Here is a 15,235-nt window from a genome sequence, read left to right on the forward strand (position 1 = left end):
GGCGTCGAGACAATCGAAGGGAACGCGGTTCTTGTTGCGGAAGATCGTAGCCCTCAAACGCGTGCTCTATGACGCGTTCGGCCATTTCGATGCAGACGATGGCTGGGCGATGGCCAGTCATCTGGCGATCACGGCGCTGATGGCGCTTTTCCCCTTTCTGATTTTTGCCACGACACTGGCCAGCTTCCTCGGCGCACAGGCCTTTGCCGACACCGCCGTGCATCTCGTCTTCGACACCTGGCCCGAGCAGATCGCCAAGCCGATCGCGCGCGAAGTGCTCAATGTGCTCACCGTGCAGCGCACCGACCTGCTGACCTATGGCGTGCTGCTTGCCGCCTTCTTCGCCTCGAACGGCATCGAGGCGCTGCGCACCTCGCTCAACCGCGCCTACCGCGTTTCCGAAACGCGCGGCATCATCTATCGCCGGGTGCAGAGCATCGCCTTCGTTCTGATCGCCACGGCAGGTTTTCTGGTGATCAGCGTCCTCGTGGTTTTCGCGCCCTTGCTGGGGCGGCTGGCCGAGGCCAATTTCGAATGGATAAAGCCCTATATGGGCACGATCACGCTGTGGCGTTACATCATCGCCTCCGCCGTCATCGTCGGCGGGCTGTTCGCGGTGCATTACTGGCTGCCTGCCGGCAAGCGCCGCTTCGTCTCGATCATACCGGGCATCATCTTCACGCTGATTGCCTGGCTCATCGGGTCGACCATTTTCGCCGCCTATATCGACCGTTTCTCGTCCTATGTGACGACCTATGCCGGCCTTGCCTCGATCATGGTCGCGGTCGTCTTCCTCTACATCGTCTCGGCGATCTTCATCCTCGGCGGTGAGCTCAATGCCGCGATCAGCCGCTATCTGGAGGCACGCGCCCGCGTCGGCTGATTCTTGGTCGGCTGAGCGGTCGCCAGCCCGACGCCGAGCGTCGCGATCGCCATGCCGACGATCTGGACCAGGTTCAACTGTTCGCCGAACAATATCCAGGCGATGACCGCGGTGACCGCCGGGACCAGATAGAACAGCGAAGCGACTTTCGACATCTCGCCGTCGCGGATCATCACCATCAACAGGAAGATGGCGCCGATCGACAGCACCAGCACCAGCCATGCCATGGCGAAGATCAACTCGCCGTTGACGACGACCGTTTGCGTCTCGAAGGCGAGCGAGGCCAGGACCATCACCGACGCCCCGCCGACATATTGCCATTTGGTGGCCGTCACGAGATCGCCGCCGGAGGCGAAGCGCTTCTGCCAGATCGTGCCGGCGCTCATGCCGAGCACCGAGACAAGCGAGGCGGCCAGCGTCTCGGCCGTCACGCCGCCGCCGAGCGCACCGAGCTTCGGCCAGAGCACGATGACCACACCGACCAGGCCGATGCCGAGGCCGGCCCAATGGCGCGGCAGGATGGCCTCGCCGAGAAATCGGCCGGCCATCACCGCCGTGATCAGCGGCTGCAGCCCGACGATCAGGGCCGAAAGCCCGGCCGGCATGCCCCTGTGGATGGCCCAGAACACGCCGCCGAGATAGACGCCATGCATCAGGATGCCGGCGCCGGTGGCGTGGAGCGCTTCCGCGCGGGTCGCCCGCCTGGAACCGAGTGCTGCCATCAAGGCGGCCAAGAGGACGGCGGCCAGAACGAAGCGAGCGGCCAGGAAGGTGAATGGCTCGGCCCATGGCATGGCGTAACGCGCGCCAATGAACCCGGTCGCCCACAGGACGACAAAGGAGGCGGGGATGAACCGCTTGATGCTGTGCATTTTCGGGAGGCTGCCGCGTGATCGGTGAGCGTTGAGTGTCGCGACTGCTGTAATGCGGTTCAACCTGGCAAGCAAAACCAAACGGTTGATCCATAGGCTCATCCGAATTGAAGGGCTGCGCTTTGCGGTCGTAGGCGCCGATCTAGAACCCGATCAGCCGCCTGACGTCGGCCGGCGATGCGCCGGCCTCGCGCAAGGCGGCAAGGCCGGTATCCCCAAGACTCTTCGACAGCTTTCTTCCGTCCGGGCCGAGGACGAGACGATGGTGGAAATAGCTTGGTTGCGGCAGGCCGAGGATCTCCTGGAGCAGGCGCTGCACGCCGGTGGCGGAATAGAGGTCCTGGCCGCGTACGACATGGCTGACGCCCTGCAGCGCGTCGTCGACGACGACGGCGAGATGATAGCTGGTCGGGATTTCACGGCGCGCCACGATCACGTCGCCCCAGTCCTGCGGCCGGGTGTGTACCGTGCGTGTTGCGGAAAGCCTCTCATCCGAAAATTCCAGCCATGACAGGTCTGTGCCGACGCGCACCATCGCAGCGCCGACGTCCAGCCGCCAGGCGAAAGGCGCATTCTCGGCGATCCGTCGCATGCGTTCCCTGGTCGGCAACGCCCTGTCGACGGCGGGATAGAGCGGCACGCCATCCGGGTCCCGCGGCCAGTCGCGCCCGCGCTTTTCGCTGGCGGCAATGAAGGCGCGGATTTCGCCACGGCTCATGAAGGCCGGGTAGACGAGTTCTTCCCCGATCAGCCGGTCGAGCACTGCCTGATAGTCCGCGAAATGATCCGACTGACGGCGCACCGGTTCTTCCCAGCCAAGCCCGAGCCATTTCAGATCGCGAACAATGCCGGCCTCGAATTCCGGCGTGCAGCGCGTCGTGTCGATGTCCTCGATGCGCAGCAACAGGCGCCCGCCTGTTGCCCACGCCAATTTTTGATTGAGCAGCGCCGAATAGGCATGGCCGAGATGCAGTTCGCCATTCGGGCTCGGTGCGAAGCGGAATGTCACGAGTTTCATCGTTCGGCGGCAATCGGGTTGTGCGGCGCTTTCGCCAGTTGCTACTTTGCGCCTGATTACATCTGCCATTTTGCGCCGGGAACAAGCAGACATGCAACGCATCGCCACGCTCGACGACATCTCGCGAGGGCTCGATGCGCTTTGCCTGCTCGACCCGCGCCTCACAAAGGTGCGCGGCATGGCCGGCGAGGTGCCGCTTCGCCTTTCCGAGCCGGGGTTCAGAAGCCTTGCCTCGATCATCGTTTCGCAGCAGGTTTCCCGTGCCAGCGCCGACGCCATCTTCGGGCGGCTGACGAAACTGGTGGATCCGCTGACGCCGCAAGCGATCCTTGCCGCCGACGAAACCATCTTTCGCGAGGCCGGACTGTCTCGGCCGAAGCAGCGCGGCCTGATCGCCGTGGCCCAGGCGGTGGTCGATGGCCTCGACCTCGATCATCTCTGCTTGCTCGATGCCGCGGAGGCGATCATGGCGATGACCAAGGTGTCGGGCATCGGCCCGTGGACGGCGGAAGTCTATCTTTTGTTCGCCGCCGGCCACTCCGACGTCTTCCCGGCACGCGACGTTGCCCTGCAGAGCGCGGTCGGCCACGCGCTCGGCATCGACCCGCGTCCACCCGAGAAAACACTGATCCAGCTCGCCGAATCATGGAGCCCATGGCGAGGTGTCGCATCGCGGCTTTTCTGGGCCTATTATCGCGAATTGAAGGGCAGGGACGCCGCGCCTCCGGCCTGAATTCGCAAAAAAGCATTGAAATCAGGCGCTTTTGGCGTGGCGTTTGATCGACAAGCCGCTTCACATCCCTGTCATGTCGGGCTTACAGTATCCACGCCGACTGCGCATCCAACTGGATGCGCAATGGACGCAGTAGGACTTTTGAAGCTGCGCATGATCCTTTCCGAAAATCGATCCGATTTTCGGGGTCATGCGCTGAACCAAGGAGGTCAATGACGTGACGGTTGCCGTATCTCCGGATGGGCTTCCAGCACTGGTGCTGAACGCGGATTACCGTCCGCTCAGCTATTATCCTCTGTCGCTCTGGTCGTGGCAGGACGCCATCAAGGCGGTGTTCCTCGAGCGGGTGAACATCGTCGCCGAATACGAGCACGCCGTGTCGTCGCCGACTTTCTCGATGAAGCTGCCGAGCGTCGTCAGCCTGAAGGCCTATGTGAAGCCATCGCGGCATCCGGCCTTCACCCGCTTCAATGTCTTCCTGCGCGACCGTTTCCAGTGCCAGTATTGTGGCACGCCGGAGGATCTGACCTTCGACCATGTCGTACCCCGCCATCGCGGCGGCGCGACGACGTGGGAGAATGTCGTCGCCGCCTGCTCGCCGTGCAATCTGAGAAAGGGTGGCATGATGCCGGCGCACGCCAAGATGTGGCCGTTGCAGAAGCCCTATCAGCCGACGGTGCATGATCTGCACAACAATGGCCGCCTGTTCCCGCCCAACCATTTGCATGAAAGCTGGATGGATTATCTGTACTGGGATGTCGAACTGGAACCATAGAGTTCGGCAGAAATCCGCCAGCCCGGTCGGCTGACGCAGCTTTCTGCGCTTCCGGTGCTCACGTACTTTCGTTGCCGCATGTCCTTGTCGGAAAACCGGAACCACTTTTCCGGGACATGCGGGAAGTACGCTCCGCTCCGGTTCTAGAAAGCCACGTCATGCGCTCCGGCCTGACGAATTTCTGGACGAACTCTGCGCTGTGCGGTTCAGCCGCGCGCAAACGCACCACGGAAGGCGACCACGGCCAGGACAAAGCTGGCGATGGCGTTCCAGCCGGCCAGCGACAGGCCGAGGATGCGCACAGCCGCCTTGTCGCAGGAGGGCGGGACGAATTGGTCGAGCGCGTCGAGCACGCCCTTGCCGCCGGTGTCCACCGGTCCTGCCGCCGCCGCACAATCGGTCGGCCCCGGCCACCACGCCCATTCGACGCCGGAATGATAGACGCCGAGATAGACGCCGTAGGCCATCAGCAGGCCGCCGACGGCCAGCAGGCCGCGTGTCAGCCAACTAGGCCAGCGCAGCGCCGACGACAGCGCCGCAACCAGCATCAGCGGCACGCCGATGTAGTAGGGGGTGCGTTGCTCCAGGCAGAGCTTGCACGGGATGTAGCCGCCCAGGTGCTGGAAGGCCAGCGCCGAGCCGACGGTGGCGGCCATGGCGACGGCGAGAAACACCGCCGTCCGCATGCGCTGGCGTCCACTGTCGGCACTGACGGTCGCTGTCATCGATCTACGTCCATTCCCGTCAGAGCAAAGGATGGGTCATTTTGAACATCCTTGCTCTAGCCCGGACTTCTCATACTAGCCCGGACTCTCATACTAGAAGGCGTATTTGACGACGATATAGAGCGAAATCAGGGCAGCGGCGGCGGCGCCCGCGATCATGCCAAGGCGCTTTTCGATGAACTCGCGGATCGGTTCGCCATAGCGGCGCAGCAGCCAGGCCAGGAACAGGAAACGGGCGCCGCGCGCCACGATGGCCAGCACGATGAACAGCAGCAAAGGCGTTCCGATGACGCCGGACAGGATCGTCACCACCTTGATCGGCGGCAGATGGGCAAGGCCGGAGGTGATCAGCATCAGGATGATGAAGCCGGTGCCCGTCGAGACGCGCAGCGACTCGAAGTCGTCATACTTGCCGTAGAATTCGAGGATCGGCCGCGCCACCGTGTCGTAGGCATAGTGGCCGATATACCAGCCGGCGATGCCGCCCAGAACGGAGGCCAGCGTGGCGACCAGCGCGTAGCGATAGGCGCGATCCGGCCGCGACAGCGCCATCGGCAGGTAGAGGACATCGGCCGGCACCAGGAACACCGAGCTTTCGACGAAAGCGATGAAGGCCAGCCACCATTCGGCGGATTTCTTTGCCGCCAGCGACAAGGTCCAGTCGTAAAGTCCGCGAAGCATCGGCACTCCCTTAGAGCGCCGCGCGTCCTTTTGGACGCGCAAAGGACGCTCTAACGCTTTTGGATTCTCCGCACCGGCCCGAAAAGCGATTCCGCTTTTCGGGCCGATGCGGGAGACATGCGCTGCCTGTCTAGAAAGATTTTCTGCGCTGCACAATGGCCGTAGCTTCACGAAATCGAAAGGCTGGGGTTGAGCGAAGGCCGCATGCCGGGAATTGGCCAGTTGACGAACAGGCCTCCAACCGTATAGTCCGCGCCCATCCAGGCCGCCCGGCCTGAGCCCCTATGGCGGAATTGGTAGACGCGCTCGACTCAAAAAGTGGTTTGTCTACCAATCCACAGAAAATCACGACGAAGTGAAATCGTCGTATTTTCAAGGCACTGGCGGTGTGGGAGTGGTGAGTGAGAAGTACGCCGAAATGGCGCTAGGAGCCGGCTAGGAGCCGAGAGACTAGGCTACCATCGGCGGCAATGTGCGGGCGTGGCGGAATTGGTAGACGCAGTGGATTCAAAATCCACCGTCCTTACGGATATGTCGGTTCGAGTCCGACCGCCCGCACCATCACTCTTTTACGGCCCAGCCGCGCCAGTCAGACATCGGGAAAAGGTTTCGCGTTGCCCGGCCTTGTTGAGATCGCACCGCCCGGCTGCGGCCTCGCCCCGGAGCGCTTTGCCCTGTTGCGGGAGACCGCGAGCGCCGTGTTGCCTGGTTGCTTCGAACAGCTGGAAACGGAGCTTCGCTGGTGCTGCGAGCGGCCTATGACGCCATCCTCCCGTCCCTCATCGCGCGGGCGCGAAAAATCCGTGACGTCTATGTTAGTGCGGGGCACGGCATTCTCGGATGGACGCTTGCGCTTGGCTCGCGCGAAGACTCGCGGATATGCTGGCTTGACCTGTTTCCCATCGTTTTGCGTCAAGTGCGGATCGGGCAAGCCGCCGGTCGATTTCAATCGCAAATCCTGATTTGGACTTCCGAGCCTAAATCCCTATCGCCCCGCTTGACTGGTCACAGCGTAGCTTGGACACTTTAGTGCAGAAACCTGAAGTAGAGCGTGTCGCCTATCTTTGAGGGTACAGCGATGTTGCGAGCGGCATTCCTTTTGCTGGCTGGTCTTTGCGTCTCGACCGGCTGCCTGCAGGCTGACGAGGCTCGCCCACCGGTGCGGGTGGCAGTGATCCAGTTGGACTCCTCTAAGGCCGGAGACTTCGCGTTGATGTTGAGTTATGCGAAAGCAGCAAGAGACCGAGGGGCGGAGATAGTCGTCTATCCCGAAGAGGTGGTGTTCGGCTGGCTCAACCCGAAGGTGTTTTATAGAGCAGATCCCATTCCCGGTCGGGCGCAAGCGGCGTTCGCTTCCATCGCGAAGGAAGCAGGCATTTGGGTCGCCGCGGGGTTAGCGGAAAGAGGGCCGCAGATAGCATCCGACCCAGTCACCTACGAAGTTTTCGATTCAGGCATACTGATAGATTCACGGGGACAGACAGTCCTGCATTACCGCCAGCACAATGTGATCAAGAACGCGTTCAGTGAATGTCCTATCAAGTATGGATCCCAGGGCTGCAGCTACACACAGGGTCCGCTCAGCGATGTCGAGGTGGCCGAGACGCCTTTTGGGCGTATCGGAATGCTGGTCTGTGCCGACGCGTATACACACGACACCTCGACATTGGACGCACTGAAATCGCTCAAGCCCGAACTCGTCATCATTCCATGGGGCGTTACCGCTGGATCGACCGAAGAATGCGGCGAAACCGGCTTCAATGCGACAGGCTTCGCTGTGCAGGCAGCGACACATCTGGGGTCGGCCTACGTGGTCGGTGCCAACTCAGTCGGAGAACGCCCCTTCGGCCGGTTTCTTCCTTCATGGTATTGCGGCACCAGCGGTTATGCGACGCCCGACGGCAAGGTCGGCGGTTTCGCAGATGAAAAGCAAGAAATAGCGGTTTTTGACATTCCGCTTCAGTGACCTGCGGCGCGACGACAGCGTCTCCACATCCGCAGTCCTTACAGACAAGTCGGCTCGGGTCCGACCGCCCGCACCAGTCACCTTCTAGTCTAACTACGAATCTGGGGGTCAGGAGTTCGAATCTCTTCGGGCGCAGGTCACAGTTGCTCGTCGCTGTCGGCCGTGGTCGTTCGGTCGTTCACTTGTGGGAAAACGATGATTCTGACACTCTGACGCTTCGCACCTTCGCAGGCCCGCAGGCAGTGTTGCTGTTGGCAGTCATGGATTTCCGACGTTGCTGGCGTGCACAAGCTCATGCTCGCCGGGCCAACTTCTCAGCTCACGACAGAAACCGCTTCAAGCTAAAACCGGCGAACAAAATGTAGGGCGGAATGGCGAGCGAATAGTGGCCACAGTTCAATTCCAGAATATCTGGCCTGGGCCCGGCGTCCCTCAGGCTCCGGATGAATCTCTGCGACAGCTCTGGCAACACCACCTTGTCCCTCCTGGCCAGGACAACCTGAAGATCGAGACCATGCCGCGCCAGACCATGCAGGTGGTTCTCCAGGTCAAGTGGCCCCCAGGCCCTTCTCAGATCGGCAAGCTCAATCTTGGTCTCAAGGCTTTCACGTATCGATCGTGTCGCGCGACCCGTCCAAACCATATCCGCAAGACTTCCCGCCGCCAGAAACAGGGACGCTTTCGTCACGGCGGGGTCATGCGCCGCGACCAACCCCGCAACCCAGGAGCCCAGGCTCATACCAAGAACCGAAATCTCCCGGTAGCCTTGGCTCTTTAGCCAAGCTATGAGCTTTCGCCCGTCCCATACGCCCTGCCTTACAGACTGGATCGTCCGGCCGAGATTCGGGCTGAGCATGTAATCGGCATGGGCGGAGCCAGGACGGCTGCGCTCGAAATGATAAGGCATGGCGAGCTCGACAACCGTGACGCCAAACAGTGAGAAGAAAATGGCAAGCTGGCGATTCCACGCGCTTGCATTCCAGTGGTGAAAAACCACCATGGCCCGATCGAGCGACCCGCTTTCCGTGATTTTCGCCCAGACTACATTGTTCGCTTCGATGTCAGTGGAAATGCCCGACGGAAATCTGAGCCACCCCTCTTCCCTTTCAAATCCATGGCCGGTCCCGCTCGGCAGATCGAAGAAGGCTTGATCAGCCAGGGCACTATCCGCAAGAATGCAAAACTCCTTGATGCTTGCTGCCTTCTTCGCGCCCGGAAAGGCGCGTTCCGCATCAAGGACAAAATCCGTTGTCTTCTTCCCTTCCTCGCCGCGTCGCGCCCGCTGCTCATCCCAACGATCAAGCCAGCTATGCAACACTCTGCGACTCACTCGCTCGCCATCGCCCAAACCATGGATCAAATAGGCCGTATATCGCGAATAGCACTCCGGCGCCCAGAAGGATCGAGAAACCGGCAAATGCACCGATCAGCAAATAGCCGGCAACGAGCAACGCTACGACCGCCGACATCTTCCACAAAGGCACCTGAACCCAGCTTCCGATGCCTAAACGGATTGCGCCATACAGAAAAACAAAACAGGTCGAAATAACGATAACAAGGCTGCTGAATTGCGTCGGCAGTCTATAGCTGAATCCATTGCTCGCATCGTCGTGCTCATACCACAACGACGACAGATCGCCGACCAGCCAGGCCACGATATTCATTCCATTCGATGCCAGGTAGGAGCTTTGAAGTTTCATGACAGTGGCGATCAGAATGCCCAGAACAGTACACCTGAAAATCCATCGCATCACCCTGAAGCCAGCGTCATTCAGCTCGCTTTTGTAATCCGGCAGGTCTTTCGATGCCTCTCCCATTCTCCAAAGATCATCGACGATCATATAGAGCAAAATGAGACCTGCGAAGAAAAGATAAAAGCACAGGCACATATAAAGATACGCAATCCCTGTGAACACGATCGCTACGGGCGCCGATATGATCTCAGGCCGCACAATCGCAATCTTGCCCCAGTCCGTCGCATACGCGCCATCGCCATTCAGCAGCGGGATCAAGCACACGCCGATCCACTGGAAAATACCGGCGAACATCACGCAAATCAAAAAGACCGCCCAATATGAGTAGGATGACGCTTCGACATTGCGCGCCCAGGCATCGTCGCTATCCTTCCGGTCGCCGTGTCCTGCCAGCTTTGGGCGCCCTTCATCTTTCCAAAAGGTCACCAACTCAGACACGAAGGCAAGAAACAGCGGCAGGAACACCATGAACACGAACATCCAGTTCGCCGCCCAAAGAAACCCGACCTGCTTAACGACGCCATCCGCCCGGGTATATGTCACGTTGTGTATGCCCGTAATGTACGACAAAAACCCGAGAGCGGTGATACCCGCAAACACCGAGGCCGGCAAATTCAAGGGAGATCCGCAACTGAAAAGCGCCTCCGATCGCCTCGCCAGACTGAAACGCCCGCCCGGCCCCCTGGCGTCAGTGTCCCGCGCCAGCTCAGCCGGAGACCTTGTCCCTTCATTGAAGGCCGAAGTCAGCGCCGCATCAGGAGACGCCAGCGCAATGGTGCCTGCCTCTTTTTTTGATTCTCGTCTCCTGGCCGTTAACCGCGACTGCGCCGCACTGAGCTCCATCTGCCATTCGCTGGTCGCCACCGGATCATCGCAGCCAAAAACCCTTGCCAGCCAGCGAATATTGGCAGTGCTGATTCCCTTCTCGTTCTCCTGAAACCAAAGCTGCACCGTTCGCAGATCGACCCCAGTCCGGTTGGAATCAATCTGTGAAATCTCCTCTGCAAGAAGCTCGGGTGTCCAGGGGCCTGCGGGAAATCCATCTTTGCCCAATCGCCGACCCGCACCCGCCGCGGCTAATCGTTTGAACAGTTCTTTGAAATCACTCCCGTCTCGCGGCGGAGCGAGAAATAACTTTCCGTTCTTAAACAATAGCTTACAGGCGCTGATTTCGATTCGTTTCGCTCATCTTCGTATCCTATCGTGCTCTCGTCCTTAATCAACGTTTTATCGACCCGGTGCAACGCATCGCAGATCTCCGGCTGGCCCTACGAGCGGGCGATCCCCCTTCCGGTTTTCTGCTTTGTCCCCTCCCTCCCGCTGCTCCGCGCGAACTCGAGGAGCAGAAGCGAGTGCTCCTGCTCCTTTCGGGGGCAGGAGAACTGCTTCGGGGAAAAGGGAAAAGGCAGCTTGGAAGGAGCTGAGGCGGCAATGGTTGAAACGAGGACAGAGAGCGGGCGACCGACCCTGGCGGAGCCGATTAACGAGCACACGACGGCTCAAACGGCGGCGAATTCGGTGGTGAAGGAACCGGAAGCCCGTCGCTTGGAGACTGACCTTGCTGGCGACGCCTATCTAGCTCGGAGGTCGGGGATGCCTGCAACTGTCCCGGATTTCCGGTTGTTCCAATACGCCTTTGCGTCGGTGGAGCATGGCAGCTTTCGCCGTGCAGCGGCCGCGCTGAATGTTCAGCAGTCGACAATAAGTAGGAGCGTCCGCAGCCTGGAGGATCGTGTCGGAGCAAAGCTCTTTGAGCGGGGGCATGCGGGAATACGACCGACGCCGGCCGGCAATCGATTCCTGGAAGAAGTCACACTGGGATTCGATCACTTCAGACGTGCAACCCGGCGCGTTGGGGCTTTGCAGCGGGGCGAGTATGGCGAACTCGCGATCGCCGTCAGCGTGCCATTCATCCGGTTGGGTCACGCATTTAAGAGGTTTCGAGAAAGGTACGGAGGTATCTCGGTCGAGATTGTCGAGGCCACATCGAGAGCGAGTTGCGCGTCAGTTCAGCGGCGCACTGTGGATGTGGCATTTGTGACGAAGGTCGCGGGCCACGGAGAGCTCCGCTCGCTGCCGATGGGGAATGAACGCATGCTCGCGGTGTTGCCGAAATCTCATTCTCTTGCCGGTGCGCGCAGATTGAACCTGGAAGAACTTCACCGTGAGCGCTTTATCCTCAGCGACGGCGGCTCGGGACCCGAAATTGAAGATTACCTCATCCGCCGAGCGGCGAAATGGGCTGTTAGCCCGAACATACAGTTGCATCACGTGGGTCAATGCAATCTCATCAAAATGGTGGCTATGGGGTTTGGTGTGACTATCGTCGTCGGCTCTTCCCAACGCGCTGCCACCGATGGAGTCGCCCTCGTTCCGCTGGCGGCTCGAAATGCCCTGTCGCTACATGCGGTCTGGATGGACACCAACCCCAATCCCGCGCTCAAGCGACTCCTCGACATCGTGCGCGAATCTGGCTGTGCTCGCATGGCCACCTAGCTGCAAGCCGGAAGGTTAGGCTCCAGGAGATGCCTTGCGCGAACGTGCGAAACCTCTATCGGTCGCGATGAATCGTTGCAGCATCGGAACGATCAAGCGCACCGGGTCGCTAACCTGCTGCCCGGACTCTCGCGAAAGCACTTCGGCATAGGCGACAAGGTCGCGATGGAGTGAGGCGGGCAATTCCAGCGAAACTTTCACCGGCTTCTCGTCAGCGATTGCGCCGAGTTTCAGCTTGGCCATGGTCATCCCCTGTACGGCTCGAATATCAAGTCTCGCGTGACGATGATCCTGACCGGGAATCCCGGCCGGATGTTCAGGGTCGGCGTGACCTGCAACTGGCGTTGGATGATCTGCTGGCTGGCGTCATTGATGGTGTCCTGCGCTCCATCACGGATAGCGCGAACCAGCCGTTCCTCGTCGCTGACGGCCAGCTCGGACCCAATGGCCAGAAGAGTGGAGAGACCGGCCGCCTTTGCCAGATCCCACCAATGGTAGTCGACGCCATCCTCGAGCCCGGCATACCCTTGTGTATCCGCGCCGGGCTGGCGCTCCAGCACGATCGAGCGACCGTTTGGCAGGATGAGCCGGTTCCAGACGAGCAGCACGCGGCGCTGACCGAACTGCACATTGTTGTCATACTGCCCGATGACGCGCGTGCCTTGCGGCACGAGCAGGATGCGGCCGGTCGGGCTGTCGTAGATATTCTCGGTGACCTGGGCGGTGATCTGGCCCGGTAGATCGGAGCGGATGCCGGTGATGAGCGCGGCCGGAATGACAGCGCCTGCCTGAAGGATAAACGGCGATGCAGGCGCCACGACGCGATCCGACGACGTGGTGCGGCGATCGACGGCCGCGTTGAGGAAGGCGAGTTGCTTGTCCTGTGCTGTCTGCTGGCCGGGCTGACCCGTCAGGTCGAGACCGGCGAGATTCGGCAGGGTTGAACCTTCCGGCAGTGCACCGGCTGTCGATACGCCCGGCGCGGTCTGGAAGAACACCTTGCTTGTTCGTGCGGCTTCTTCCTCGGCTCGCCGCCGTTGCTCGGCCTCGTCGACCGTGGGCGTCGTGATGGTCGGGGGCACGACAGGTTGCCCCTTGTTCTGCGCGTCCAGGATCGGCCGGCCGAGATCGCCGGGCAGCGGCGGACCGAGGATCGGGCCGGTGTAGTCGCGCGGCAGGCCGGCAAGTCCGTCAGCGGGCTGGCGATTGTTGGTGGAATAGAGCTCCTTGCTGTCATCGCCGGATGTCCGCGTCTGGAGCGCATAAATCAATGCGCCGCCGATACCGAGGCCTCCAACCACAGCGATGCCCGCCAGCACCTTGCGGGACAGACGCGTGACACGCGGCGGCTCGGCGCGAAGGCGCATAGGAGCGGCGGCGTTCGTATCGGTGTTGTCGCTCATGAAGGCCTCCCATCCCTACGCACGATTCTGACGGTTTGCTGCTGCTTGCCGCTGCCAAGGCGCAACTCGGCCGCTCCAAAGAAGCGGTCGACAATCAGAATGTTGCGGTAGATACGGGTGTTGGCGATCTGCGCCTCACCCTTCGGTCCGATCACGAAGATCGGCGGCATCTCGCCCTGGACGATTCCGCGCGGGAACTCGACATAGACGCGCCTGCCGTCGTCATAGACGGAAACTGGCTTCCAGGGCGGATTGTCGCCAGTCAGGCCATAGCGATAGTTGCGCGCGGCGACGATCGGGATGACCGGCGTGGCCGGGATGCTTTGCTCGTTCGCGGTGGCTGAGCGCGGATAGGCCCATGCGACGGCGGGCATATAGGGTTTCGGCCCGGAGCGTAGCTCGAGCATGTACGTTCGGCGGTCCGTGGTGATGACCAGGTTGGTGGTGATGTCCGGGCGCGAGGGTTTTACCAGGACATGGACGCGACGCGTCACCTCGGAACCGGATTCGGTATCGCCGATGATCCAGCGTGCCGTGTCGCCGGCGGCGATCGGACCGGCGCCGGTCAGGCTTTCGCCCGGCTCCAGCGCGATGTCGGTGATCTGTCCTGGCGCGGCATAGACCTGATAGAGCGCACCTTCCGACCAGGGATAGATCTGGATGGCGTTGTAGTAGCCTTCGCGGCGCGGCTGCACACGAGCGGCAGCGTTGGCGCTCTCTACGCGCCCGACTGGCGTGCCTGCTGCCGTGCCGCCTTTCGCCGGTGTCCAGGCCGGCGGAAGGTGCAGTGGCTTCGGCCGGTCGTCGGTGACGGATGCGGGCACGGACGGCAGCGGCGGCACGTCGGAATCGTAAGTGATCTGCGGCGGCTTCTGCGGCGTGGCGCAGCCGGCAAGCGCAATCCCGGAAACCAGCAGAACCGGAACGGCGGATTTGCGGAAACCCGGAATGACGGCGATACGGAATAGAGGTGTTCCGGAAGTACGGATGATCGACCGGTTCATTGGCTCATCTCCCGCGACCAATTGATGGCGTTGACATAAATGCCGAGCGGATTGGCCTTGAGCCGGTCGGCGTCGCGCGGCGGCTGGATGACGATGGTCAGGATCGCGGTCCAGCGCTCGGTCGTGGAAAGCTGGCCGTTCTCGTAGTGGCGTTCCGTCCAGGCGACACGGAAGCTGTCCGCCGAGGCACGAATGACGGACGATACCTCGACTGCGATTTGTTGCTTGCCGACCTTGGTGAAAGGGTCGTTCGCGCGGGCGTGGTCATTGAGCGCCGCAGCGCCGCGATCCGTCGTCCACTCATAGGCACGCAGCCAGTTCTGGCGGACAATGACGGGATCGGCGGGAATGCTCCTGACTTGCTCGACGAAGCGCGCCAGATGCCAAGCGACCTGCGGATCGCTCGGCTGGTAATTGGCGGCGGCTGGGGCAACCGCCTGCGCCTGGCCGAGCTTGTCCACCTGGACCACCCAGGGCACGACCGTTCCTTGCACCGACTGCCAGACAAGGGCCACCGCGAAACCGGCCGACAGGATCAACGATCCGAAGGCCATGGTGCGCCAGTTGCGAGCCTGGACGCGGGCCGAACCGATGCGCTCGTCCCAGACCTGTGCGGCTTTCTGGTACGGTGTTTCAGGTTGAGGGGTCGTGCCGTAATGCGCGGCAGGTCGCTTGAAGAGGTTCATGTGCGGTCACCTTCGGAGAGATTGACGGATGCGCCGGACGCGTGGCTGTCGCCGGAGCGGACCGCGTGAGCAGCCGCGCTGACGCCATGGCCCATGTGCCCGCCGCGGCGCATGCGCTGCGCCCATGCGGGCGGGCGATCGGCATTGGATGCGGGAGGAACGGAAGCGGCGCCGGAATCGCCGGCGAGCGTGCCCATCGAGGACGAACCGCCCGTGGCCACAAAACCTGCGCGTGTCCC

15 protein-coding genes, 1 tRNA gene and 1 pseudogene are annotated in these 15,235 nt (G+C 61.5%); 6 read left to right on the top strand and 11 right to left on the bottom strand.

Annotated features, from left to right (window positions below; all coding sequences use genetic code 11):
* The first annotated feature begins 31 nt into the window (after positions 1 to 31).
* Positions 32 to 883, top strand: a complete 852-nt coding sequence (locus EOA78_RS16520) for a YihY/virulence factor BrkB family protein (RefSeq protein ID WP_127316042.1) — start codon at positions 32 to 34, stop codon at positions 881 to 883.
* Here EOA78_RS16520 and EOA78_RS16525 read toward each other — a convergent pair.
* Complete coding sequence (locus tag EOA78_RS16525; protein WP_127316043.1) at positions 853 to 1,755, bottom strand: DMT family transporter; 903 nt, start codon at positions 1,753 to 1,755, stop codon at positions 853 to 855. The genes EOA78_RS16520 and EOA78_RS16525 overlap by 31 nt on opposite strands.
* Before the next feature lie 142 nt (positions 1,756 to 1,897).
* Positions 1,898 to 2,773 (bottom strand): tRNA glutamyl-Q(34) synthetase GluQRS, encoded by an 876-nt coding sequence (gene gluQRS, locus EOA78_RS16530; RefSeq protein ID WP_127316044.1) that lies wholly within the window; start codon positions 2,771 to 2,773, stop codon positions 1,898 to 1,900.
* Between the two features lie 91 nt (positions 2,774 to 2,864).
* Here gluQRS and EOA78_RS16535 point away from each other — a divergent pair, with 91 nt between their 5' ends.
* Together EOA78_RS16535 and EOA78_RS16540 are read left to right on the top strand one after the other, a co-directional pair.
* Positions 2,865 to 3,506 (top strand): DNA-3-methyladenine glycosylase, encoded by a 642-nt coding sequence (locus EOA78_RS16535; protein WP_127316045.1) that lies wholly within the window; start codon positions 2,865 to 2,867, stop codon positions 3,504 to 3,506.
* 217 nt (positions 3,507 to 3,723) lie between these two features.
* Positions 3,724 to 4,281 carry an HNH endonuclease gene (locus EOA78_RS16540; RefSeq protein ID WP_029348574.1) on the top strand — a complete coding sequence of 186 codons (558 nt, stop codon included), beginning with the start codon at positions 3,724 to 3,726 and terminating at the stop codon, positions 4,279 to 4,281.
* Positions 4,282 to 4,487: 206 nt separating this feature from the next.
* On the opposite strand, the gene EOA78_RS16545 is transcribed toward EOA78_RS16540, so the two are convergent.
* Positions 4,488 to 5,006: a disulfide bond formation protein B gene (locus EOA78_RS16545; protein WP_127316046.1), complete on the bottom strand. Its 519-nt coding sequence runs from the start codon at positions 5,004 to 5,006 to the stop codon at positions 4,488 to 4,490.
* A gap of 93 nt (positions 5,007 to 5,099) precedes the next feature.
* Positions 5,100 to 5,687, bottom strand: coding sequence for a YqaA family protein (locus tag EOA78_RS16550; RefSeq protein ID WP_065008472.1), 588 nt, complete (start codon positions 5,685 to 5,687; stop codon positions 5,100 to 5,102).
* A gap of 474 nt (positions 5,688 to 6,161) precedes the next feature.
* On the opposite strand from EOA78_RS16550, the gene EOA78_RS16555 reads away from it, so the two are divergent.
* Together EOA78_RS16555 and EOA78_RS16560 are read left to right on the top strand one after the other, a co-directional pair.
* Positions 6,162 to 6,248, top strand: a tRNA-Leu gene (locus EOA78_RS16555).
* A gap of 517 nt (positions 6,249 to 6,765) precedes the next feature.
* Positions 6,766 to 7,653 carry a carbon-nitrogen hydrolase family protein gene (locus EOA78_RS16560; protein ID WP_127316047.1) on the top strand — a complete coding sequence of 296 codons (888 nt, stop codon included), beginning with the start codon at positions 6,766 to 6,768 and terminating at the stop codon, positions 7,651 to 7,653.
* Positions 7,654 to 7,972: 319 nt separating this feature from the next.
* On the opposite strand, the gene EOA78_RS16565 is transcribed toward EOA78_RS16560, so the two are convergent.
* Together EOA78_RS16565 and EOA78_RS16570 are read right to left on the bottom strand one after the other, a co-directional pair.
* The gene (locus EOA78_RS16565; RefSeq protein ID WP_127316048.1) at positions 7,973 to 8,971 is read right to left on the bottom strand and encodes a dienelactone hydrolase-related enzyme; all 999 of its coding nucleotides are present in this window, start codon (positions 8,969 to 8,971) and stop codon (positions 7,973 to 7,975) included.
* Positions 8,961 to 10,559, bottom strand: coding sequence for a hypothetical protein (locus EOA78_RS16570; RefSeq protein WP_127316049.1), 1,599 nt, complete (start codon positions 10,557 to 10,559; stop codon positions 8,961 to 8,963). The genes EOA78_RS16565 and EOA78_RS16570 overlap by 11 nt, the downstream gene beginning before the upstream one ends.
* A 441-nt stretch (positions 10,560 to 11,000) precedes the next feature.
* Between EOA78_RS16570 and EOA78_RS16575 the strand changes: the two genes are divergently transcribed.
* Positions 11,001 to 11,903, top strand: a complete 903-nt coding sequence (locus EOA78_RS16575; RefSeq protein ID WP_164783789.1) for a LysR family transcriptional regulator — start codon at positions 11,001 to 11,003, stop codon at positions 11,901 to 11,903.
* 15 nt (positions 11,904 to 11,918) lie between these two features.
* On the opposite strand, the gene EOA78_RS16580 is transcribed toward EOA78_RS16575, so the two are convergent.
* The 5 genes and pseudogenes from EOA78_RS16580 to EOA78_RS16600 all read right to left on the bottom strand — a co-directional run.
* The gene (locus EOA78_RS16580; RefSeq protein ID WP_127316051.1) at positions 11,919 to 12,146 is read right to left on the bottom strand and encodes a DUF2274 domain-containing protein; all 228 of its coding nucleotides are present in this window, start codon (positions 12,144 to 12,146) and stop codon (positions 11,919 to 11,921) included.
* A gap of 2 nt (positions 12,147 to 12,148) precedes the next feature.
* Entirely contained in the window at positions 12,149 to 13,306 is a 1,158-nt protein-coding gene (locus tag EOA78_RS16585) for a TrbI/VirB10 family protein (RefSeq protein WP_127316052.1), read from the bottom strand.
* A complete protein-coding gene (gene trbG, locus EOA78_RS16590; protein ID WP_127316053.1) occupies positions 13,303 to 14,310 on the bottom strand; it encodes a P-type conjugative transfer protein TrbG in 1,008 nt (335 codons plus the stop codon). Before trbG ends, EOA78_RS16585 begins: the two co-directional genes overlap by 4 nt.
* A complete protein-coding gene (gene trbF / locus EOA78_RS16595; protein WP_127316054.1) occupies positions 14,307 to 14,996 on the bottom strand; it encodes a conjugal transfer protein TrbF in 690 nt (229 codons plus the stop codon). Before trbF ends, trbG begins: the two co-directional genes overlap by 4 nt.
* Positions 14,993 to 15,235, bottom strand: a pseudogene (locus EOA78_RS16600) (P-type conjugative transfer protein TrbL); the annotation flags it as partial. The gene trbF and the pseudogene EOA78_RS16600, both read right to left, overlap by 4 nt.

This window comes from Mesorhizobium sp. M5C.F.Cr.IN.023.01.1.1, assembly GCF_003997585.1.
Taxonomy (GTDB): Bacteria; Pseudomonadota; Alphaproteobacteria; order Rhizobiales; family Rhizobiaceae; genus Mesorhizobium; species Mesorhizobium wenxiniae.